This window comes from Rhodobacter sp. NSM, from assembly GCF_052244495.1.
Lineage (GTDB): Bacteria > Pseudomonadota > Alphaproteobacteria > Rhodobacterales > Rhodobacteraceae > Cereibacter_A.
The window spans coordinates 95,258-117,030 of sequence record NZ_JBQPXH010000008.1 but is presented as its reverse complement, the minus strand read 5'-3'; the positions used below and the strand labels follow the sequence as shown (position 1 = coordinate 117,030).

The 21,773-nt window shown below is 69.1% G+C and carries 23 protein-coding genes; 8 read left to right on the top strand and 15 right to left on the bottom strand.

The genetic code is table 11. The annotated features are described in order from the left end of the window. The first annotated feature begins 37 nt into the window (after positions 1-37). The 3 genes from ftsY (at position 38) to ACTVZP_RS15715 (ending at position 2,994) form a co-directional block, all read left to right on the top strand. The gene (ftsY, locus tag ACTVZP_RS15725) at positions 38-1,357 is read left to right on the top strand and encodes a signal recognition particle-docking protein FtsY (RefSeq protein ID WP_443213113.1); all 1,320 of its coding nucleotides are present in this window, start codon (positions 38-40) and stop codon (positions 1,355-1,357) included. Positions 1,358-1,474: 117 nt separating this feature from the next. Next, the gene (locus ACTVZP_RS15720; protein ID WP_443213112.1) at positions 1,475-2,380 is read left to right on the top strand and encodes an EamA family transporter; all 906 of its coding nucleotides are present in this window, start codon (positions 1,475-1,477) and stop codon (positions 2,378-2,380) included. Positions 2,381-2,391: 11 nt separating this feature from the next. Beyond that, the gene (locus tag ACTVZP_RS15715) at positions 2,392-2,994 is read left to right on the top strand and encodes an inner membrane-spanning protein YciB (protein ID WP_443213111.1); all 603 of its coding nucleotides are present in this window, start codon (positions 2,392-2,394) and stop codon (positions 2,992-2,994) included. Positions 2,995-3,133: 139 nt separating this feature from the next. Here ACTVZP_RS15715 and ACTVZP_RS15710 read toward each other — a convergent pair whose 3' ends face one another. From ACTVZP_RS15710 to ACTVZP_RS15700, 3 genes are all read right to left on the bottom strand, one after another. Further along, positions 3,134-3,829 carry a glutathione S-transferase family protein gene (locus tag ACTVZP_RS15710; RefSeq protein ID WP_443213110.1) on the bottom strand — a complete coding sequence of 232 codons (696 nt, stop codon included), beginning with the start codon at positions 3,827-3,829 and terminating at the stop codon, positions 3,134-3,136. A 108-nt stretch (positions 3,830-3,937) separates the two neighbouring features. Continuing rightward, positions 3,938-4,702: an EcsC family protein gene (locus tag ACTVZP_RS15705; protein WP_443213109.1), complete on the bottom strand. Its 765-nt coding sequence runs from the start codon at positions 4,700-4,702 to the stop codon at positions 3,938-3,940. 92 nt (positions 4,703-4,794) lie between these two features. Next, on the bottom strand, positions 4,795-5,280 hold the full coding sequence (locus tag ACTVZP_RS15700; protein ID WP_443213108.1) for a GNAT family N-acetyltransferase: 486 nt from the start codon (positions 5,278-5,280) through the stop codon (positions 4,795-4,797). 80 nt (positions 5,281-5,360) lie between these two features. On the opposite strand from ACTVZP_RS15700, the gene ACTVZP_RS15695 reads away from it, so the two are divergent. The 3 genes from ACTVZP_RS15695 (at position 5,361) to ACTVZP_RS15685 (ending at position 7,569) form a co-directional block, all read left to right on the top strand. Continuing rightward, positions 5,361-5,945, top strand: coding sequence for a flavin reductase family protein (locus ACTVZP_RS15695; protein ID WP_443213107.1), 585 nt, complete (start codon positions 5,361-5,363; stop codon positions 5,943-5,945). A 210-nt stretch (positions 5,946-6,155) separates the two neighbouring features. Next, positions 6,156-7,028 carry an S-methyl-5'-thioadenosine phosphorylase gene (locus ACTVZP_RS15690; protein WP_443213106.1) on the top strand — a complete coding sequence of 291 codons (873 nt, stop codon included), beginning with the start codon at positions 6,156-6,158 and terminating at the stop codon, positions 7,026-7,028. Between the two features lie 4 nt (positions 7,029-7,032). Beyond that, positions 7,033-7,569, top strand: a complete 537-nt coding sequence (locus ACTVZP_RS15685) for an adenine phosphoribosyltransferase (RefSeq protein ID WP_443213105.1) — start codon at positions 7,033-7,035, stop codon at positions 7,567-7,569. Positions 7,570-7,692: 123 nt separating this feature from the next. On the opposite strand, the gene ACTVZP_RS15680 is transcribed toward ACTVZP_RS15685, so the two are convergent. The 11 genes from ACTVZP_RS15680 to coxB form a co-directional block, all read right to left on the bottom strand. Continuing rightward, a complete protein-coding gene (locus ACTVZP_RS15680; protein WP_443213104.1) occupies positions 7,693-9,114 on the bottom strand; it encodes an FAD-binding oxidoreductase in 1,422 nt (473 codons plus the stop codon). 37 nt (positions 9,115-9,151) lie between these two features. After that, positions 9,152-9,961 (bottom strand): MBL fold metallo-hydrolase, encoded by an 810-nt coding sequence (locus ACTVZP_RS15675; RefSeq protein ID WP_443213103.1) that lies wholly within the window; start codon positions 9,959-9,961, stop codon positions 9,152-9,154. 265 nt (positions 9,962-10,226) lie between these two features. Then, entirely contained in the window at positions 10,227-10,811 is a 585-nt protein-coding gene (locus ACTVZP_RS15670) for a GNAT family N-acetyltransferase (protein WP_443213102.1), read from the bottom strand. Next, on the bottom strand, positions 10,811-12,070 hold the full coding sequence (locus ACTVZP_RS15665) for a M16 family metallopeptidase (protein WP_443213101.1): 1,260 nt from the start codon (positions 12,068-12,070) through the stop codon (positions 10,811-10,813). Before ACTVZP_RS15665 ends, ACTVZP_RS15670 begins: the two co-directional genes overlap by 1 nt. Continuing rightward, positions 12,067-13,452 (bottom strand): threonine synthase, encoded by a 1,386-nt coding sequence (gene thrC / locus ACTVZP_RS15660; RefSeq protein ID WP_443213184.1) that lies wholly within the window; start codon positions 13,450-13,452, stop codon positions 12,067-12,069. The genes ACTVZP_RS15665 and thrC overlap by 4 nt, the downstream gene beginning before the upstream one ends. A gap of 11 nt (positions 13,453-13,463) precedes the next feature. Beyond that, positions 13,464-14,135 carry an SURF1 family protein gene (locus tag ACTVZP_RS15655; RefSeq protein WP_443213100.1) on the bottom strand — a complete coding sequence of 224 codons (672 nt, stop codon included), beginning with the start codon at positions 14,133-14,135 and terminating at the stop codon, positions 13,464-13,466. A gap of 220 nt (positions 14,136-14,355) precedes the next feature. Further along, complete coding sequence (locus tag ACTVZP_RS15650) at positions 14,356-15,156, bottom strand: cytochrome c oxidase subunit 3 (RefSeq protein ID WP_443213099.1); 801 nt, start codon at positions 15,154-15,156, stop codon at positions 14,356-14,358. Between the two features lie 25 nt (positions 15,157-15,181). Then, entirely contained in the window at positions 15,182-15,760 is a 579-nt protein-coding gene (locus ACTVZP_RS15645) for a cytochrome c oxidase assembly protein (protein WP_443213098.1), read from the bottom strand. Continuing rightward, positions 15,757-15,933 carry a hypothetical protein gene (locus tag ACTVZP_RS15640; RefSeq protein ID WP_443213097.1) on the bottom strand — a complete coding sequence of 59 codons (177 nt, stop codon included), beginning with the start codon at positions 15,931-15,933 and terminating at the stop codon, positions 15,757-15,759. Before ACTVZP_RS15640 ends, ACTVZP_RS15645 begins: the two co-directional genes overlap by 4 nt. A gap of 1 nt (position 15,934) precedes the next feature. Next, positions 15,935-16,867: a heme o synthase gene (gene cyoE / locus ACTVZP_RS15635; RefSeq protein WP_443213096.1), complete on the bottom strand. Its 933-nt coding sequence runs from the start codon at positions 16,865-16,867 to the stop codon at positions 15,935-15,937. A 70-nt stretch (positions 16,868-16,937) separates the two neighbouring features. Then, positions 16,938-17,849: a cytochrome c oxidase subunit II gene (gene coxB / locus ACTVZP_RS15630; RefSeq protein WP_443213095.1), complete on the bottom strand. Its 912-nt coding sequence runs from the start codon at positions 17,847-17,849 to the stop codon at positions 16,938-16,940. Positions 17,850-18,017: 168 nt separating this feature from the next. On the opposite strand from coxB, the gene tldD reads away from it, so the two are divergent. After that, entirely contained in the window at positions 18,018-19,439 is a 1,422-nt protein-coding gene (gene tldD, locus ACTVZP_RS15625; protein WP_443213094.1) for a metalloprotease TldD, read from the top strand. A 99-nt stretch (positions 19,440-19,538) separates the two neighbouring features. Here the strand turns inward: tldD and ACTVZP_RS15620 are convergent, their stop codons facing one another. Next, entirely contained in the window at positions 19,539-20,663 is a 1,125-nt protein-coding gene (locus tag ACTVZP_RS15620) for a zinc-binding dehydrogenase (protein WP_443213093.1), read from the bottom strand. Between the two features lie 428 nt (positions 20,664-21,091). Here ACTVZP_RS15620 and mog point away from each other — a divergent pair, with 428 nt between their 5' ends. After that, positions 21,092-21,640 (top strand): molybdopterin adenylyltransferase, encoded by a 549-nt coding sequence (gene mog / locus ACTVZP_RS15615; RefSeq protein ID WP_443213092.1) that lies wholly within the window; start codon positions 21,092-21,094, stop codon positions 21,638-21,640. Positions 21,641-21,773: the final 133 nt, after the last annotated feature.

Sequence of the window (21,773 nt, the reverse complement as noted above, 5' to 3'; positions counted from 1 at the left end):
TAGGTGTCAGGTGCCGCAAGCAGGGAGGCGGGAGCCGATGTCGTTCTTCAAGAAGATGCGCGAGAAGATGTTCCGCTCGTCCGACCGGCTGTCGGAGGAACTGGATGCGCTGGTCGAGGACGGTGCGACGACGGAACCGCCGGCGCCCGAGCAGCCGCAGACCCCTCCGGCCTCGAAAGAGGAGCCGCTGGTTCTTGGCCAGCCGCTCGCGCCCGCACCGGCACAGGCGGAACCGCGGACGCCAGAGCCACCGCCGTCGCCTGCTCCTGCGCCGACGCGCGATCCCGCCCCACCGGAGCCGGCCGCACGAGGCCCGGAGCCAGCCGCCCGGCCCGTTCAACCGGCGGCCGAGCCCGCCCGGCCTGCGCCCGCCGCACGGGATCCCGAGCCGGTGCGCGCGGAGCAGCGCCCCCCGTCCACTCCGCGCCCCGAAGCCGCGAGGGTGCCGGCTGCGACGAGCGAACCGGAGCCCGAGCGGCGCCCCGGCTTTCTCGGCCGGATGTTCGGCCAGACGGAAGAGCCCCGCCGCATCCTCGACGACGCCATGCTCGAGAACCTCGAGGAGGTGCTGATCCAGGCCGACATGGGCGTCGAGACCGCGCTGCGCGTGACGGCGAACATCGCCGAGGGACGCTACGGCCGCCGCGTCTCGTCGCGCGAGATCAAGGAGGCGCTGGCGACCGAGATCGCCCGCATCCTCGAGCCGGTGGCCCGGCCGATGCCGCTCTATCCCTCGCGCCCGCAGGTGGTGCTGGTGGTGGGCGTGAACGGTTCGGGCAAGACGACGACCATCGGCAAGCTCGCCTCGCAGTTCCGTGCCGCCGGCAAGTCGGTGGTGATCGCCGCGGGCGACACGTTCCGCGCCGCCGCCGTCGAACAGCTCCAGGTCTGGGGCCGCCGCGCAGGCGTGCCCGTCCTGACCGCACCCGAGGGCTCCGATCCCGCCTCGCTCGCCTTCGACGCGATGACGAAGGCGCAGGCCGAGGGCGCGGATCTGCTGATGATCGACACGGCCGGCCGGCTGCAGAACCGTGCCGACCTGATGGAGGAGCTCTCCAAGATCGTCCGCGTGATCCGCAAGAAGGATCCCGACGCGCCGCACAACACACTCCTCGTGCTCGACGCCACCACGGGGCAGAACGCGCTGAACCAGGTCGAGATCTTCCGCAAGCTCGCCGATGTCTCGGGCCTCGTGATGACGAAGCTCGACGGCACCGCGAAGGGCGGCGTCCTGGTGGCGCTGGCCGACCGCTTCGGTCTTCCGATCCATGCCATCGGCGTGGGCGAGCAGATCGACGACCTCGCCCCCTTCGACCCCGAGGATTTCGCGCGCGCCCTGATGGGTCTCGACGACTGACGCCCGCCGCGCCCGGAGGCCCGGACGCGCGCCCCTCCCCTTCACTCTGGAAAAATATCCTCGGGGGGTCCGGGGGGCGGAAAGCCCCCCGGCGTCCCGCCGCTCGGCCCGCCCCTCATGACAGCCTGGATCCTCTCCCTCGAAGGCACGGAAGCCGGCGCGCGGATCGCGCTTCTCCTCGCGCTCACCTCCGCCTTCGCACATGCCTGCTTCGGCGCGCTTCAGAAGGGCCGGCACGATCCCTGGCTCGCGCGGGGCGCGATGGATGCCTTCATGGTGCTCCTCTCGGCGCCCGTCGCGCTCTTCGTGGTGCCTTGGCCGCGCGGCTTCGAATGGCTGGTGATGGCGGGCGTCATGGCGATCCACCTCGCCTACAAGATCGCGATGGCCCGCGCCTATTCGCGCGCGGCCTATACCGTCGTCTATCCGGTGGTGCGCGGCGTGGGCCCGCTCGCCACGCTTGCCTTCGCGGCGCTCTTCCTCGGCGAGCATTATGCGGGCATCCAGTGGGTCGGCGTGGCGATCCTCTCGGCCGCGATCCTCACCCTCGCGCGAGTCAACTTCACCTCGAGCCCGCATATCGGGCGCATCGACCTGCAGGCGGGCCTCGCCTGGGCCTTCGCGGGCGGGCTGATGGTCGCGATCTACACCACCTATGACGCCTGGGCGATCCGGCTCATGCCCGACCCCTTCACCTTCCTCGCCTGGTTCTTCCTGATGACCTCGCTCGATTTCCCGCTGATGCTGGGCTACAGGCTCGTGAAGGCGCGGCAGGTGCCCGAGGCGGCCGCGGCCCTTGCCCTGCGCGGGTTCGTGGGCGCCCTCATCGCCTTCGTGAGCTTCGGCGGCGTGATGCTCGGCACGCGGCTCGGAAAGGTGGCCGAGGTGGCCTCGCTGCGCGAGACCTCGACGCTCTTTGCCGCGGCCATCGGCTGGCTGCTGCTCGGCGAGCGGTCGGGGCCGGGAAAGATACTGCTGATGGGCCTGATCGCCCTCGGCGCGATACTGGTTCAGGCGGCCTGAAAGGGAGAGACATGGCGGAACGCATCAACCCGGTGGTCAAGGCGGTGCTGGAATGGGGGCCGATCGCGGCCTTCTTCATCGGCTATGTCCGGCTGAAGGACGAGGTCTTCACGTTCGGCGGCACCGAATACCAGGGCTTCATCGTGATGACGGCGCTCTTCATCCCGCTGATGGTGATCTGCACCGGGCTGCTCTGGTGGCTTTCGGGCAAGCTCTCGAAGATGCAGGTCGCCACAGTGGTGCTGGTCGTGGTCTTCGGCGGCCTCTCGGTCTGGCTGAACGACGAGCGCTTCTTCAAGATGAAGCCCACGATGATCTACCTTCTGTTCGGCGGCCTCCTCGGCATCGGCCTCCTCCGCGGGCAGAGCTGGCTGAAGCTCGTGCTCGAGGAGGCGATCCCGCTCAAGCCCGAAGGCTGGATGGTGCTGACGCGGCGCGTGATGTTCTTCTTCTTCGCGCTCGCCGCCGCCAACGAGGCGGTCTGGCGGCTGATGAGCACCGACGCCTGGGTGAACTTCAAGACCTTCGGGCTGCCTCTGGCGATCTTCGCCTTCTTCATGACGCAGGGGCCGCTCTTCCGGCGCTTCGGGATCGAGCGGGAAGACAAGGCCTGACGCGTCCCGGAGCGCAGCACGGCCGATCCGGACGGTCGTGCCCCAGCGACCGCCGCCCCCTTTCCCGCGAGGTCGGGCGGGCGCGGACCGCCGTGGTGATCGACACCCGGCATCGCGCCCGCCGGTTCAGCTGCCCCGGCTATTTCCTGCCGTAGAGGATCTCGACCGCCTTCTTGTCGAGAGGGCCCTGGTTGCGCATTTCTTCGGCCACGGCCTTCCCTTTCACGAAGGCCGGCCGCTCGGCCAGGGCCTTGAGCCAGCGCGCAAGATCGGGCTTGTCGTCCAGCGTCTGCTGCTGCGCTTCCCAGTTCTGCGCCCAGGGCCAGATTGCGATGTCGGCGATCGAGAGGAAATCTCCCGCCACGAACTCGCGGCCCTGCAACTGGCGATCGAGCACGCCGTAGAGCCGTCCAACCTCGCGCCGGTAACGGTCCTGCGCATAGGGCAGCACCTGCGGCGGATCCATCTGCGGGGCGTATTTCAGGAAATGGTGCGCCTGCCCCGCCATCGGGCCCACACCGCCCATCTGCCACATGAGCCACTGATCCACCGCGATCCGGTCGCGCTCGGTCGGGCCGCAGAGCTTGCCGGTCTTCCGCGCGAGATACTGCAGGATCGCGCCTGATTCGAAGATCGACACCGGCGCGCCGTCCGGCCCCTCGCTGTCCGTGATCGCGGGCATCCGGTTGTTCGGCGAGATCTTCAGGAACTCCGGGTCGAACTGGTCTCCGGCATTGATGTTCACGAGCCGCAAGTCATAGGGCAGGCCCAGTTCCTCCAGCGCGATCGTGACCTTCCAGCCGTTGGGCGTAGGCCAGTAGTAGAGCTCGATCATGGGGTCTCCTTCGTCGGTGGGGCCTGCCGCGACTCGCGTCGCCACAGGACATCTGGTCTTTCGCGCGGCCGGGCAGCGTCACCCGCGCTTTACTTCCGGCCGCAGGCGTCAGGCGCGATAGAGCGGGATCGGCTTCACGGCCGACTGGAACTCGTTGAGCACACGTTCGGCGCCATGCGTCTGTGCAAGGCGTAGCAGCGCGAAGCGGATCTCGGCGATCTCGCGGTAGTAGCTGAGGTAGGCGGTGTTCAGCGTGGCCCCCGCGACGGCCCCGAGCACCGGCACGGCCTGCGCCATGAGCTTCTGCCCCAAAGCGGCGGCGAGCTTCGGCGCGACCGAGGCGACCACGCGACTCACCGCAGCACCGCTCATCGCGATGCGGGCGCCGATGAAGCTCGTGTTCACGCCATCGTCGCGCCTGAGGGGGCTGCCCGCGCCGAAAATCCGCAGGCACTCGACGCGGATCGCCGGATCATCGGGATCGAAGCCCTCGGCCTCGGCGGCACGGCGGATCGCATGCATGATGACGGTGATCGTCACGGGAAGCTCGGCGACCGAGGTGGCGAGGCCGCCCGCACCGCCGGCCGCGCCCGTCAGCGCCACCAGAGCCGGCGTGGCGCGCCGGCCAAGGTCGGGAGCGGCGCGGCCGGCTGCGGCGATCCTGTGGCTGCGCTCCAGCGCGTTCCGCGTCACCGCCTCGATCTGGCGCAGCACCGGCGCGGGCAACAGGGCCATCCGTTCCTCGACGGAGCCGCCGAGGCGGTTCATCAGGGCTATCACCGGCCCGTTTGCCCGGTCGAACCGAAGGGCGAGGGCCGCGATCTCGGCCTCGGGAGTTGAGCGGACGGCGGGAAGGCGGACATCTGCGGTCATGCGACAAGAGGTAGGATCGGCCCGCCCGTTCGGCAATGGCCCGCCCCACGGGGTGGGCTCCGCCTTTCGGGGCCCCCGCAGTCGGCGACCGGTCAGCCTGCCTTGGCGACCGGCCCCTCCACACCGTCCCAGGCGCCGACCACGAGCGGCATGCCCAGCACGCGCTCAGGGTTGGTGGGCGGCGGCATCACCACGCGGTCGAGCTTGCGGAAGCCGAAGCGGCGGTAGTAGGGCGCGTCGCCAACGAGCATCACCCTCTCCCAGCCGATCTTCTTCGCCTCGGCCAGGGTCTCGGTGATGAGCAGCGCGCCGAGCCCCTCGCCCTGCCGCGTCGGGTGGACGGCCACGGGTCCCAGAAGCAGCACGGGCTTCTCGGCAACCGTCACCGGCCAGTATCTGATCGCAGCCGCGAGCGTGCCGTCCGCATCCCGCAGGAGCGCGCAGAGATCGGCTACGGTCGGCACCCCGTCGCGCAGCCGATAGGAGGAGAGCGCAGTGCGGCCGGGCGCGAAGCAGAGGTCATAGAGCGCCTCGACTTCCCACCAGTCAGCATCACGTTCCTGTTCAAGGCGATACACGCCCGCTCCCCCCGCGCCGGAATCGGCTGGAACGGCGCGTAACACGCAGTCAGAACGGGATCAAACCGGAAAGGAAGCCGATGTTCTACCGCCCCGAGGACGGCCATGGTCTGCCGCACAACCCGTTCAACGCCATCGTCACACCGCGTCCGATCGGCTGGATCTCGACCCGCGGCCCGAAGGGCGACAACCTCGCGCCCTATTCCTTCTTCAACGCCGTGGCCTACGTGCCGCCGCAGGTGATGTTCGCCTCGACCGGCGCGAAGGACAGTCTCGCGGCGCTGCGCGAGACCGGCGTCTTCTGCGTCAACATCGTCGAGGAAGCGGCCCTTGCCCGGATGAACGCCACCTCGGCAGCCTTCCCGCGCGGCACGGACGAGTTCACCGAGGCAGGCGTGGCCCGCGCCGAGTGCCTCACCGTTCCCTGCCCCCGCGTCGCGGACGCGCCCGCATCGCTCGAATGCCGGGTGACGCAGGTGATTGAGCTGCTCGGCCGCGACAACTTCCTGATCCTCGGCGAGGTGACGGGCATCCACCTGCGCGACGATTGCCTCCGCGAGGGGCGCTTCGACGTGACGGCCTTCCGGCCGATGGCCCGTCTCGGCTACCGCGACTATGCGGTGGTGCGCGAGGTGATCGAGCTCGCCCGGCCCGGCGAGGGCTGAGACCTTGCGCGGAACGGCCGCGTGATCATGCGCTTCTCCACCGGGCCGCGCAGGAAGGACTGCCGGCGCTGCTCCGTCCGTCGCAAGCAGGCAATTCGCGCTTCGTGAACGGCAACGGCGATTTATCGCACCCTGAGCAGCGGGGTTCGCGCTTTTCTCGACGGAATGCGGGGCCTACTGTCCCCCCGGTCAATGATACCGGGGACAGCAATGAAGACCATGATCGGGGTGATCGGCGGTTCGGGGGTCTACGAGATCGAGGGACTGCAGGACGCGACCTGGACGAAGGTTGCAACGCCATGGGGCGAGCCGTCGGACGAGATCCTCGTGGGCACGCTCGAGGGCGTGCCGATGGCCTTCCTTCCGCGGCATGGGCGGGGCCACGTCCACAGCCCGACGACCGTGCCCTACCGCGCCAACATCGACGCGCTGAAGCGGCTGGGCGTCACGGATCTCGTCTCGGTCTCGGCCTGCGGCTCGTTCAAGGAAGAGATGGCGCCCGGCGATTTCGTCGTCGTCGACCAGTTCATCGACCGCAGCTTCGCCCGGCAGAAGTCCTTCTTCGGCTCGGGCTGCGTCGCGCATGTCTCGCTCGCCAACCCGACCTGCCCGCGTCTTTCGGCGCTCTGCGCCGAGGCCGCGCGTTCGACCGGCGTCACGGTCCATGAGGGCGGCACCTACCTCTGCATGGAAGGCCCGCAATTCTCGACGCTGGCCGAGTCGCTCCTCTACAAGAGCTGGGGCTGCCACGTCATCGGCATGACCAACATGCCCGAGGCCAAGCTCGCCCGCGAGGCCGAGATCTGCTACGCCTCGGTCGCCATGGTCACCGACTACGACAGCTGGCACCCCCACCACGGCGAGGTGGACATCACCGCGATCATCGCGACGCTCGGGGCCAATGCCGACCACGCCCGCGGGCTGGTGGCGGGGCTGCCCGCGCTGCTCGGCGCCGAGCGGGACGCCTGCCCGCATGGCTGCGACCGCGCCCTCGAACATGCGATCATGACCGCTCCGGCCAGGCGCGACCCGGAACTTCTGGCGAAACTCGACGCGGTCGCCGGCCGCGTGCTGAAGGGCTGAGACGATGACGCACAAATCCGTCCGCGACTACATCCGCACGATCGTCGACTTCCCGCACGAGGGGATCCTCTTCCGCGACGTGACCACGCTCTTCGCCGATCCGCGCGGCTTCCGCATCGCCATCGACCAGCTTCTCGCGCCCTATGCCGGGATGCGCTTCGACAAGGTGGCCGGGCTCGAGGCGCGCGGCTTCATCCTCGGGGGCGCGGTGGCGCACCAGCTTTCCACGGGCTTCGTGCCGATCCGCAAGAAGGGCAAGCTGCCGGGCGCCACGGTCTCGGTCAGCTACAAGCTGGAATACGGCGAGGCGGTGGTCGAGGTGCACGACGACGCGATCCAGCCGGGCGAGAAGGTGCTGCTGGTGGACGATCTCCTCGCCACCGGCGGGACGGCCGAGGCCGGGATCAAGCTCATAGAGCAGCTGGGCGGACAGGTCGTGGGCTGTGCCTTCGTCGTGGACCTGCCCGACCTCGGCGGGCGCCGGAAGCTCGAGGACCTCGGGATGGAGGTCCACGCGCTCTGCTCCTTCGAGGGGCTCTGAGCTTCGTCCTTAACCCGCCGTTAGGGGAATCGCGCTAGAGCGGAGAGGCCGGGTGAGCCGGTTGCTGCTTGCATGGTGACCATAACCCCCAGCCTCGCCCCGCCGGCGGATCCGGCGGGGCATCTAGTTTTGCGGCGCTTTCAGGACCGCGCCGGGGTTCAGGATCCCGTGAGGATCGAGTGCCGTCTTGATGGCCCGCATGGCGGCCAGCTTGGCGGGATCCCCGTAACGCTCCAGCTCCTCCACCTTCAGCCGCCCGATCCCGTGCTCGGCGCTGATCGATCCGCCCGCAGCATGGACAAGATCATGGACGGTACGGGTGATCTCGCCGCGGAGCGCGTCGTAATCCTCGCGCGTCCGGCCCTGCGCCGGGAAGATGTTGTAATGCAGGTTGCCGTCGCCGAGATGGCCGAAGCAGTTGATCCGCACATCGGCCAGTTGCCCGAGGGCGGTCCGGGCCTCCGGGATGAACCGCGGGATCTCGCTCAGCGGCAGGGCGATGTCGTGGCTGGCGATCGAGCCGATCCGTCGGTTGCCCTCCGGAATGCTCTCGCGGATCGCCCAGAACTGCTCGCGCTGCGTGCCCGACTGCGCCACGAGCCCGTCCGAGACCAGCCCGGCCTCCAGCCCCTCGGCGAAGAGCGCCTCCAGTTCCGCCGCCGGATCCATACCCTCGGCAAGGCCCAGATCCACCAGCACCATCCAGTCGGGCGGCTCGGCGAAGGGCTGGCGCAGGCCGGGCATCGTCTCGGCCAGGAAGTCGAGACCCTGCCGGTGCATGAGCTCGAATCCCGTCACCAGCGGCCCGAGGCGCCGCTGCGCCCGGCCCAGCAGGTCGAGCGCCGCGGCCGGATCGCGCACGGCCATCAGGGCCGCCCCCTCGGCCGCGGGCGGGCGCACCAGCTTCAGGCTTGCTGCGGTGATGATGCCCAGGGTGCCCTCGGCCCCGATCAGCAGGTGGCGCAGGTCGTAGCCGGTGTTGTCCTTCCGCAGCCGCTTCAGCCCGTGATGGACCGATCCGTCCGGCAGCACCGCCTCGATCCCGAGGCAGAGGTCGCGGGCATTGCCGTAGCGCAGCACCGCCGTGCCCCCGGCATTGCAGGCAAGGTTGCCGCCGATCCGGCAGGAGCCTTCCGAGGCAAGCCACAGCGGGAACATCCGCCCGGCAGCCTCGGCCGCGGCCTGCACATCGGCGAGGATCATGCCCGCCTCTACGAGGATCACGTTCTCGTCGGGGAAGATGCCGCGCAGCCCGTTCATCCGTTCGAGCGACAGCAGCAGGGGCAGCAGCCCCGCGCCGGCCACCTGCCCGCCCACGAGACCTGTCCCGCCGCCCAGCGGCACGATGCCCACACGCGCCTCGGCACAGGCCGCGACGATGGCGGCCACCTCCTGCGTCGTTCGCGGAAGGGCCACGGCACCGGCCTGGCCGTGGTGACGGCCGCGCGGTTCGCTCAGGTGGCGCGGTTCGGGCGGGATCAGCCGGTCCGGAGGCAGGCGTCCGGCGAGAGAGGTAAGGAAGGCATCGTCGGCGGGGTTCAGCATGGGCACCTCCGGGGCCTCTCTACCCCCGGGTCCCGGCTCAGTCCACCCAGGCAGGCTGAAGCACCATGATCGTCGGTCGCCGCGGCAACGAGGCCAGCGAAAGCTCCAGCTCCGGCCCCTCGAGCCTCACCACCTCGAACTCGGCTTCCATGTTGGACAGGAAGATCTCCAGTGAGCGCCCCGAGAACCAGTGCATCGGCAGTACCACCGAGGAGCGCAACCGCCGCACCACCTTCTGCATCGTCTCGAGATTGACGGTGTAGCCGCCATCCACCGGCACCATCAGCACGTCGAGCCGGCCGAGCGTGGCGTACTGGCCGGCATCCGGCTCGTGGTGGAGGTGGCCCAGATGGCCGATGCAGAGTCCCGCAACCTCGAAGACGAAGATCGAGTTGCCGTCCTTGCGGCTGCCCTCCTCGCCCCAGCGCGAGCGGACGTCGGTCGGGACGTTCCGGACCAGCATCTCGCCGAGGTCGAGATGATGCTCGGCCCGCCCGCCATCCTTCCACCCGGGCAGCAGGTGCGGGATGCGCGGATCCGGAAAGTCGGTCCAGTGGGTTGAATGCGCGTTGTTCATCGTGGCGACGTCGGGCACCACGTCCCGTTGGCCGAGCATCCCGGTATAGTCGGTCGCGGCGACCAGACCGCCCGGCGTCTCGATCAGGAAGGTCGCATGGTTGACGTAGCGGATGCGGACCCGGTCCTCTTCCAGCGGGTCGCCGAAGGCCGCCTGCATCACCCGCTCGGGCCCCTCGGCCAGGGCGATGCAGTGGCTGGGCTTTCGCTCCTGCGCTCCGGCGGTAAGGGGCATGGCAAGGGCGAGGGTCGCGAGGGCGGTTCTGATCATGGGCGGCACCTCCGGAGGCAAGCCTAGCAGCCCGAACCCGAGCGGCCGTTCAAACCTGCGTCAGAACCGTCCCTGATCTTCCGGGGCTTGGCGCCCGCGTCGCCAACTCTTCCGGACATGTCGCGCCACCCGACCTGCGCGAGACCGATACCTGCCTTCATTCTCGGGAAAATATCCTGCGGGGGTTCGGGGGGCGCAAGGCCCCCCGTTCTTCGGTTCCCCTGCATCCGTCAGCACCCGCCGCGCGTGCGACCGGCAGGCGCCGTCAGCCGGCGCCCGTCCGCCCTCGCCGATCACCGCGGAGGTTCGCATAGAGCACATGGTTGCGCCACCGACCCGCGATCTGCAGGTAGCTCTGCGCCACACCCTCGTATTTGAAGCCGCATGTTTCCAGCACCCCGCGCGAGGCGGCATTCTCGGGCAGGCAGGCGGCCTCGATGCGGCTCATGTCCATCAGGGTGAAGGCATGGTGCACCAGTCCCTGGATGGCCTCGCGCATGTAACCCTGCCGCGCGTGGGGACGGCCGACCCAGTAACCGAGCGTTCCGGACTGCGCCGGTCCCCGGCGGATGTTGTCGAGCGTGATCGCGCCGAGCAGCGCCTGATCCTCGCGCCGGATGAGGAGCAGCGGCAGCGCCGTCCCCTGGCTCTCGGCGCGGGTGGCCCAGTAGACGCGGTTGGTAAAGGCCTTCCGGCTCAGGTGATCCGAGGACCAGACAGGCTCCCAGGGGGTCAGGAAGGTGGCGCTCTCTGCCCGGAGCGCCGCCCAGTCGCGCCAGTCGGAATGCTGAGGAAGGCGCAGCGTCATGCGCTCCGTCTCGATCCGGACCTTCCGGCGCAGTCCGAGCATCAGGCGGCCAGCCGCTCGCGGATCTGTTGAAGCGCGGGGGCATGTTCAGCCGGCCCGTAGAGCGCGAGCGCCGAACGGGACTGTGCCATGCGCTCGGCATAGTCGCGCACCGCGCCCACGGTCACCGCATCGATCTTCTCGACGGCCTCGTCCAGCCCCGGCACCCGTCCCCAGATGGCCAGCAGACGCGCCAGACGCTCGGCCCGGCTCGAGGGGCTCTCCAGCCCCATCAGCAATCCCGCCTTGAGCTGCGCGCGGGCGCGCGCGACCTCGGCCTCGGACATGTCTCCGGTGGAGCGGCGCAGCTCGTCGATGGTCAGACCCGCGAGATCCGCGACCTCCTCGGCCGAGGTGCCCGCATAGATCGTGATCTGCCCCGTGTCCTCGTAGGCCCCGGACTGCGCGAAGATCGAGTAGCAGAGGCCCCTCTCCTCCCGCACCTTCTGGAACAGGCGCGAGGACATGCCACCGCCCAGCGCCATGGCATAGACCTGCGCGGCATAGACGTCGGGCGCGCGGTAGCTCGGCGCCTCGAAGGCCATGGCGAAATGGACCTGCTCGAGCGACTTCAGTTCCCGCCGCTCGCCGCCGAGGAAATCGGCCCGCTGCATCGGCGGCTGGCCCACCGGTTTCAGGTGGCCGAAGAGCGCCTGCGCCTGCTCGAGGATCTTCTGATGATCCACGCCGCCCGCGGCGGCGAGGATCATGTGGTCAGGGCCGTAGTGTTCGCCCACGAAGCGCACGAGGTCGTCGCGCCCGAAGGACGACACCCGCTCCTCGGGGCCGAGGATGGTGCGGCCGAAGGACTGGCCGGGATAGGAGACCTCCTGCAGCCAGTCGAAGATGATGTCGTCGGGCGTATCGAGCGCCTGGCCGATCTCCTGCAGGATGACGTGGCGCTCGATCTCGATCTCCTTCGGATCGAAGACCGGGTTCAGCACGATGTCGGCGATCACGTCCAGCGCGAGGCCGGTATCCGCCTCGAGCACGCGGGCGTAATAGGCCGTCATCTCGCGCGAGGTATAGGCGTTGATGTAGCCGCCCACGTCCTCGATCTCTTCGGCGATGCGCAACGCGGTGCGCCGCTTCGTGCCCTTGAAGGCCATGTGCTCAAGGAAATGCGCGATTCCGTTCTGCTCCGGCCGCTCGTGCCGTCCGCCGGCGGTAATCCAGATCCCGATGGAGGCCGAGTGGAGGCCCGGCATGGCCTCGGTGACGATGCGGAAGCCGTTCGGGAGTGTGTCGAGGAGGACGGTCAACGCCCGGTCCTTTCGCGAATGAGGGTTTCGAGGGCGACAAGGTCGTTTCCGACCCGCGTCACCCGTTCGGGACGGTCGAAGAGATCGGCCATGCGGGCGGGCAGCGGCGGGCGGGTGCCCGTGGCCTGCTCGACCGCATCGGGGAACTTGGCGGGATGGGCGGTGGCCAGCGTGATCATCGGCTCGGGGCCCATGGTCTCCTGCGCGACCTTCACGCCGACGGCGGAATGCGGGCAGAGAAGCTCGCCCGTCGCGGCATGGGTGGCGCGGATGGTGGCAAGCGTCTCCTCCTCGGAGGCGCGGCCCGAGGCGAAAGTGTCGCGCAGCATGCCCAGCGCATTCTCGGAGATGCGGAAGCCGCCCTCCTTCAGTTCCGCCATGAGCGCCGCCACCGCCGCCCCGTCACGTCCGTAGGCGTCGAAGAGCGCCCGCTCGAAGTTCGAGGAGACCTGAATGTCCATCGAGGGGCTGATCGAGGGCGTGACCCCCTCGGTCTCGTAGGCACCGGTCGAGAGGGCACGGTGCAGGATGTCGTTCTGGTTCGTGGCCACCACGAGGCGGGCGATGGGCAGGCCCATGCGCCGCGCGATGTAGCCCGCGAAGATGTCGCCGAAATTGCCGGTGGGCACCGTGAAGCTCACCTCGCGGTGCGGGGCGCCGAGGGCCACGGCCGCGGTGAAGTAATAGACGACCTGCGCCAGAACCCGCGCCCAGTTGATCGAGTTCACCCCGGCGAGCCCCACCGCGTCGCGGAAGGCGAAGTCGTTGAACATGTCCTTCAGCCGCGCCTGGCAGTCGTCGAAGTCGCCGTCGAGGGCGAGCGCATGCACGTTCGCCTCAACCGGCGTGGTCATCTGCCGGCGCTGCACCTCGGACACACGGCCGTGCGGGAAGAGGATGAAGACATCGACATTCGAGAGGCCGCGGAAGGCCTCGATCGCGGCAGAGCCGGTGTCGCCCGAGGTGGCGCCGACGATGGTGATGCGTTGCCCCGTCTTCGCCAGCGCCGCCTGGAACAGCTGGCCGATCAGCTGCATGGCGAAGTCCTTGAAGGCGAGGGTCGGCCCGTGGAACAGCTCGAGCAGGAAGTGGCCGGACGCCAGTTGCACCAGCGGCGCGCGCGCGGCATGTCCGAAGCCCTCGTAGGCAGTGGCGATCAGACCGCGGAATTCGTCGTCGGAGAACGTGTCGCCCACGAAGGGCCGCATGATGCGGAAGGCCACCTCTTCGTAGGGCAGGCCCGCGAGGGCGGCGATCTCGGCCTCGGTCAGGGTCGGCACCGTCTCGGGCACGTAGAGGCCGCCGTCCCGGGCGAGGCCCGTCAGCATGGCCTCGCCGAAGCCGAGAACCGGAGCCGCACCGCGTGTCGAGACATAGTTCATCATTGCCGCCTTCATTCCGTCCGACGCCTGATACGCCAGAGCAGCAGAACTGTCATCCCCAGCCAGAGGACGGCAAGCGAAAACCACGTCACCGCATAGCCGAGATGGTCGTTGGGAATACCTTCCGTCCCGACGGGCCAGGGCTCGATCCCGTCTCCGGTCGGCGTGCCCGCGACCACGAGCACCGGTTCGGTATCCAGCGCCTCGGCCATGGCGGGAACGTCGCGGGCGAACCAGATGCCGGAGACCGGATCGGGCGAGGGCGTGAAGCCGTCCACCTCCTCGGGCCAGTTCAAGTTGCCGGTAATGCCCGCGCCCACGGCGGTGCGCGGCAGTCCGCGTTCGTCCTGCGGAAGGAAGCCACGGTCGATCAGGATGCGCCGTCCCTCCTCCGTCTCGAAGGCCGAGATCACGCGGTAGCCCGCGCCGCTTTCGCGGCGACTGGTGAGCACGTCGATGTGCTCGCCCGTGAAGCGCCCCGAGACGGTGACCGGCAGGTAGCGGTCGCGCGCGGCCTCGGGCAGCTCGGGGAGCGTGACCGGCGGGGCCACGACGCGGGCCTCGATGTCGGCCAGCACGCCCTCCTTCCAGTGAAGGCGCTGCACCTGCCAGAGCCCGAGCGAGACGAGGATCGCCGCCCCGATCAGGCCGAACAGGAGAGGCAGGATCATGCGGCGGATCATGGGGCAGGTCCTTGATGGAAAAAGCGCGCGCCTCCCGGCCCGCGCTTTCTGATCCGAGGAAATGCGGCTGGCAAGGGCCGGGTTCCGACGCGGGGCCGCAGCTTCCTGTCCGCCAGCGGCTCAACCCTCGGGCCCCGGCCCTCCGCGCGTCACGCCGTGCAAGCGGCACGGCGTGCCGACAGCACCGCTCACCGGTCCGGCAGGATCGCCCGCGCCGGCCTCACTGGCCCCAGACGTAGATCGAGGCGAAGAGAAACAGCCAGACCACGTCGACGAAGTGCCAGTACCAGATCGCCGCCTCGAAGCCGATGTGCTTCTCGGGGGTGAAATGGCCGCGCTGGACGCGGATCAGGCAGACGAGCAGGAAGATCGTCCCCACGATGACGTGGAAGCCGTGGAAGCCGGTGGCCATGAAGAAGTTAGCGCCATAGATGTTGCCCGCGAAGCCGAAGGCCGCGTGGCTGTATTCATAGGCCTGGAAGGCGGTGAATAGCACGCCCAGTCCGATGGCGAGGATCAGGCCCCATTTCACGTCCCGACGGTTGTCCTCGTGCACGAGCGCATGGTGCGCCCAGGTCGCGGCGCAGCCCGAGCAGAGCAGGATCAGCGTGTTGATCAGCGGCAGGTGCCAGGGGTCGAAGGGAATGATCCCCTCCGGCGGGAAGATCCCGTCGATGGCCGGGCTCTCCGGGCCCATCGGATAGAGCGCGTGCTTGAAGAAGCTCCAGAACCAGGCCGAGAAGAACATGACCTCGGACATGATGAAGAGGATGAAGCCCCAGCGCAGCCCCAGACGCACGACCGGCGTGTGGTCGCCCTCGATGCTCTCGGCCACGACGTCCGACCACCAGCCGAACATCGTGTAGAGCACCACGACGAGGCCGATCAGCCCCATCCACGGACCCGAGCCGTGCATCCAGAGGACTGCGCCGAACAACATGACGAAGGCACCGACCGCGGCCATGAACGGCCAGATCGAGGGCGGCAGGATGTGGTAGTCGTGGTTCTTGGCGTGGGCCATGGTTCCCCCCGTTGGCGTCTCTGGATCAGTTCACGTCGGTCTCGGCGGGGCGGGCGGCAAGGGCAGCCTGCTCCTCGGTCAGCGCAGTCTCGTGGAACGTGTAGGAGAGGGTGATCTGGTGGACATAGCGCCCGTCCGGATCATTGACGATCTCGGGATCGACATAGAAGGTCACGGGCATCTCGACCCGCTCGCCCGGCGCCAGCACCTGCTCGGTGAAGCAGAAGCACGCGATCTTGGCGAAATATCCGCCCGCCGCATCCGGGGTGACGTTGTAGCTCGCCGTGCCGGCAACAGCGCGGTTCGTCGGGTTGTAGGCCTCGTAGAAGGCAAGGCCCGTCTCGCCGATCCTGAGTTCCATCTCGCGCTGGAGGGGGCGGAACTCCCACGGCATCCCCGCCTCGCGCGAGGCGTCGAAGCGCACCTTGATGGTGCGTTCCAGCACCTCGTCCGGTGCCTGCGTCGCCGTGGCGGTGGTGCCGCCGAAACCGGTCACGCGACAGAACCAGCTGTAGAAGGGCACGGCGGCGAAGGACGCAGCCCCCATCGTCACGACCACACCGAGCAGCAGGCCCGCCGTCTTCTGCTGTGGCGAAAGGCTCATCGGGCGATCACCCCGGGCGGAGCATGCGCGAAGGCATTCTGCTCGCCCAGCTGTGAGACCTTCGCCACCGTCAGCCCGAAGACCACGAGGATGAAGGCCACGAGCGTCAGGCCCACACCCAGGTTCCGGCCCAGCCTGCGGCGGTGGATCTCGTGTTCGGCACGGATGGTCATGTCACCAGCCTCCCAGTCCGTAGGGTTTCAGCGCGGCCTCGGCGAGGATCGCGCCGAAATGCAGGAAGAGGTAATAGAGCGAGAAGCGGAAGAAGCCCTTCTCGACCCGGTAGCGATCCGCCTCGGCCTCAGCCTCGTCGCGGCGCCAGATGCGGACCGCGCCCCGCAGGAGCCAGCCGTTGAGCGCGAGCGCCACGGCGAGGTAAAGCGGCCCGCCGATCGCGGTGAAGGCGCCCGCCACGGCAAGCGGGGCAAGCAGCAGTGCATAGGCCAGCACATGCCCGCGCGTGACGCGCCGTCCGTGGGTCACGGTCAGCATGGGCACGCCCGCGTCGGAATAGTCGGTCTTCATAAAGAGCGCGAGCGACCAGAAGTGCGGTGGCGTCCACATGAAGATCAGCGCGAACATGAAGAGCGACTCGAGCGAGACGCCCCCCGTGGCGACGGCCCAGCCGATCATCGGTGGGAAGGCCCCGGCGGCGCCGCCGATCACGATGTTCTGCGGCGTCGTCCGCTTCAGCCACATCGAATAGACGACAGCATAGAAGAAGATGGTGAAGGCCAGCAGGCCCGCCGCCAGCAGATTGGCGGCCAGCCCCAGCATCACCACGGCGATGCCCGACAGCGCGAGACCGATCCCCAGCGCCTCGCCCGGCTCGACGGTGCCCGCGGGGATGGGACGGTTGCGGGTACGCTTCATTACCCGGTCGATATCGGCATCCCACCACATGTTCAGCGAGCCGGAGGCGCCCGCCCCGAGGGCGATGAAGAGGATGCCCGTCAGCGCGATCATCGGATGCACCGCCACCGGAGCGACGAGAAGGCCCACCAGCGCCGTGAAGACGACGAGCGACATGACCCGTGGCTTCAGCAGGGCCACGTAGTCGCCGAAGCCCGCCTCCCTCGGGATACCGGTGATGCGGACGTCGGTCATGGAACCCTCCCCTGCGGCAACTCGAAAGACCTCACGGCGAACGTGGCTGCGGCGCCCTGTGTTCCTGCCCTCATTCGACTGCGGTGCCGGAGTCGCCCGAGGCCTTCAGCGCCGACAGCTCGTAGGTGCCGCCGCGGGCCTGGTCGAGCCAGGCGGCATAGGCCTCCTCGGACACGACCTTCACCGTGATCGGCATGTAGGCATGCGAGATGCCGCAGAGTTCCGAGCACTGGCCGAAGTAGATCCCCTCGCGCTCGGCCCGGAACCACAGTTCCGCAAGGCGGCCCGGGACGGCATCCTGCTTCACGCCGAAGGCCGGCACCGTCCAGGAGTGGATGACGTCGGCGCCCGTGACCTGAACCACCACCGTCTTGTTCACCGGCACGACCATCGCCGTGTCCGTCGCCAGCAGGAACTCGTCGCGGCTGTAGCCCGCCTCGACCAGCTGCTGCTCGACCTCGGGCGTCAGGCGGTTGTCGCCGCCCGTGGCCGGGGAGCCGATCATGTAGCTCTCGAAGGCGACCTCCTCGTCGGGATATTCATATCCCCAGTACCACTGGTAGCCGGTGACCTTCACGGTCACGTCCGCCTCGGGGATCTCCTGCTGGTTGAAGAGGACCGGCAGCGAGAAGGCCCCGATCGCCACCAGGATCACGATGGGAACCACGGTCCAGGCGATCTCGAGCGGCGAATTGTGGGTGAAGCGCGCGGGGACGGAGTTCCGCCGCTCGTGGAAGCGCCAGGCCGCATAGACGATCAGGAGAGTGACGAAGATGGTGATGGCGCTGATGATGACGAGGATGAATCCGTCGAGCCAGTGCACCTGCGTGGCGACCGGGCTCGCCGCCGGCTGGAAGCCCGTGCCGCCCTGCAGCGGCCGTCCGATGATCTCGAGGCTCTGCTCCTGGGCAGCTGCGGCTCCGGCGGCCAGAAGGCCCGCAGCCCAGGAAGCGCATCCGGTCAAGGTCGTGGAATGTCTCATGTTCAGATCCCGTTGGCTGCCGCCGGCCGTGCCGCCGCCTGTCCGCCGCCCGGAAACCGGGCAGATTCCCGTTGTTCCTGAACCGATTGAGACCATATTAGTTTCACGACGACAAGGAAAACGATGCGTCAAAGCGTCATCATTTGATCTGAATCAAGGACAGTATTCATGACCGATTCGGCCTTCCGGCCCTTTGAGACGCATCTGGACGAGGCCCGCGCCCTTTCGCTTCTGCGCGAGGCGACGCGGGGCGCGGACGATGGCGAGCTCTTCCTCGAGCGGTCCCGGTCGGAGTCGCTCGTGCTCGACGATGGCCGCGTCAAGACGGCCAGCTACGACGCCTCCGAAGGCTTCGGCCTGCGCGCCGTGCGCGGTGAGGTGGCGGGGTATGCCCACTCGACGGAGATCTCGGAAAGGGCGTTGAACCGGGCCTGCGAGACGGCGCGCCTTGCCGTGGGCGATGGGGGCGGCGTTCTTGCAGCGCCCCCTGCAGGAACGAACCGGAAGCTCTACGCCGATGCCGACCCGATGACCGATGCGGCCTTCCCGGTGAAGATCGAGCTTTTGCGCGAGATCGACGCCTATGCCCGCTCGCTCGATCGCCGGGTCATCCAGGTCTCGGCGACGATCGGCGCGGGGATCCAGGAGGTCGAGATCCTTCGACCCGAGGGCGCGCGGCTTGCCGATGTGCGGCCGATGGTGCGCATGAATGTCTCGGTCATCGTCGAGGAGAACGGCCGGCGCGAGTCGGGCAGCTTCGGCGGCGGTGGACGCTTCGGGCTTTCGAAGCTCATGGAGCCCGGCTGGTGGCAGGCCGCCGCGCGCGAGGCGGTGCGCATCGCCTCCGTGAACCTCGAGGCGGTGCCCGCGCCCGCAGGCGTCATGGATGTCGTGCTCGGCGCGGGCTGGCCCGGTATCCTCCTGCATGAAGCCATCGGCCACGGGCTCGAGGCCGACTTCAACCGCAAGAAGACCTCGGCCTTCGCGGGGCTGATGGGCGAGCGGATCGCCGCGCCCGGCGTCACCGTGCTCGACGACGGCACGATCCCCGACCGGCGAGGCTCGATCTCGGTCGATGACGAGGGCACCCCGTCGAACCGGACCGTGCTGATCGAGGACGGCATCCTCGTGGGCTACATGCAGGACCGGCAGAACGCCCGGCTGATGGGCGCGGCCTCGACCGGCAACGGCCGGCGAGAGAGCTATGCCCATATCCCCATGCCGCGCATGACCAACACTTACATGCTCGGAGGCGGGGCCGATCCTGCCGACATCGTGGCCGACCTCAAGGACGGGATCCATGCCGTGGGCTTCGGCGGCGGGCAGGTGGACATCACCAACGGCAAGTTCGTCTTCTCCTGCACCGAGGCCTATCTGGTGAAGGACGGCAAGGTCGGCGCCCCGGTCAAGGGCGCCACGCTGATCGGCGACGGCGCGACGGCGCTGCGCCAGATCCGCGCCATCGGCAACGACATGAAGCTCGACCCGGGCATCGGCAACTGCGGCAAGCAGGGCCAGTGGGTGCCGGTCGGCGTGGGCCAGCCCACGCTGATGATCGGCGGCCTGACGGTCGGCGGCAGCAAGGCCTGATCGGGCTCCGGAGAGGCGGTCGGGTCGCCGGGCGCCCTCTCGCCTCAGCCGGGTTCCTCCACCTGCCAGTGCCTCCGGGATCCCTCGGGGGCTTCCGCCTCAGCCCGGTTCCACCACCTGACGGATGGCGCTGCCCTCGGCGAGCCGGTCCATGGCGAGGTTGATCTCGTCGAGCTTCAGCCGGTGGGTCAGCATCTTCTCGACCGGCAGCAGTCCCCGCCGATGGAGGGACAGCATCCGCGGCAAATCGCGCTGGGGCACGCAGGAGCCGATATAGCTGCCCTTCAGCGTTCGCTCCTCGGCCACGAGCTTCAGCGCATCGAGCGCCATGCGGTCGTCGGGATGGGGCAGACCCGCGGTGACGGTCGTGCCGCCGCGGCGAGTGACGGCGAAGGCGGTCTCGAGCGCGCGGACCGAGCCTGCGAGTTCGAAGGCATAGTCCACGCCGCCGCCTGTCAGGTCGCGCACCGCCGCGACCGCATCGGCGTCGGCGGGCACCGCCATCGTGGCGCCCATCGCGCGCGCTACCTCCATCTTCGCGGGAAACGGATCAATCGCCACGATCTCGCCCGCGCCCGCCGCCGCCGCCCCGAGAATGGCCGAGAGCCCGACGCCGCCCAGACCCACCACGGCCACCTTGGCGCCCGGCCGGATCTGCGCCGTGTTGAAGACCGCGCCCGCACCCGTCAGCATCGCGCAGGAAAAGAGTGCCGACACATGCGGCGGCACCTCGCGCGGGACCTGCACGAGCGAGGGCCGCGCCACCACCGCATGCGTCGCGAACCCCGAGATGCCGAGGTGATGGTTGACCGGACGCCCCGCCCGCGACAGGCGCCTGTGACCGGTCATCAACTCTCCCACGGAATGATGGCGCGCGGCCTTCTCGCAGAGCGCGGGCCGACCTTCGGCGCAGGGCGTGCAATGGCCGCATCCCGGCGCGAAGATGCAGACGACGTGGTCGCCCGGCTCCAGATCAAGGACACCCTGCCCCAGCGCCTCGACGTAGCCCGAGGCCTCGTGGCCGAGGACCATCGGCAGGGGCCGTCGCCGCGTGCCGTTGATGACCGACAGGTCCGAATGGCAGATCCCGGCTGCCGCGACGCGGATCAGCACCTCGCCCGGCCCCGGCCCCTCGAGGTCCAGCTCGCGCACCGCGAGCGGCCGCTCCTCGGCATAGTTTCCCGCGATCCCGTCGCGCTCCAGCACCGCTGCGGTGATCTTCATGTCCCGGCCTCCCCCTTGCGCCAGAGGCTAGGGTGCAATGGCACGCGCGTCAGGTCAAAGGCTGCGTCGCCTGCCGGCGGCCGCCCGCAAGTACCGAGTGCAACCACGCGGCCGTGCCGGTTCCCGCTCGGCCCGGGTTCGGGCGAGCAACGGCTTCCGGCGACGGCACGAGGGCGACGGGGCGAGTGCAATGGTCCCCCTCCTCACTGCAGGCTCGGCAAGGCGCGTGTTCCGGGCTTCGACACACAGACCGTGCAGCATCGCAACGGCCCCTTCCGTCAGCGGGGTCCCGTGGGCATGTGGGTCCGGCGGCGACCGATGGGCGACGGGGTGACCTGCCCCCTCGACGACGGGACCGGTCCGCAGGGGGCTTTCCCGCGCCGCGCGCCCGCGCCAGAGTGGCGGGGACCACGGGAAGGAGCCTCGACGTGAAGATCGCCATCGTGACCGCCTCGGACCGCGCCAGCCGCGGCGACTACGAGGACCTGAGCGGTCCTGCCATCGCGGACTGGCTCGCCACCGCCGTGACCTCGCCGCACGAGATCCTCCGCCGGATCGTGCCCGACGGGGTCGAGACGGTGCGCGAGGCGCTGATCGAGCTCTGCGATACGGAAGGAGCGGCGCTCGTCTTCACCACGGGGGGCACCGGCCCCTCGCCGCGCGACCTCACCCCCGAGGCAATGGTCGGGGTGATCGAGAAGGAGTTGCCGGGCTTCGGCGAGCTTCTGCGGATGATCGGCCTGCAGCAGACGCCGACGGCGATCCTCTCGCGCCAGACGGCGGGGGTGCGGGGACGGTCGCTGATCGTGAACCTGCCCGGCCAGCCGGCCGCCATTGCGCTGTCGCTGCAGGCGGTGTTCGGCGCGATCCCGAAATGTCTGGAGCTGATCGGTGCCGGACGGATGACCGTCTCGGACCGGTGGGGCGCTGAAGGACATGCCGCGCCGCGCCTGCCGGACTATCTGCGACCCGCCTAGACCCGGTGGCGCAAGGCCTGCATGGAAAGACAGAGGAGCGCGTGTCGGCCCGACGACCTGCGGCCGTCTTCCGATCCATGCGCGAGGCGGGCCGTCGCCGCCCGATGCACCCGCGCCACGACTGGAATGCGTC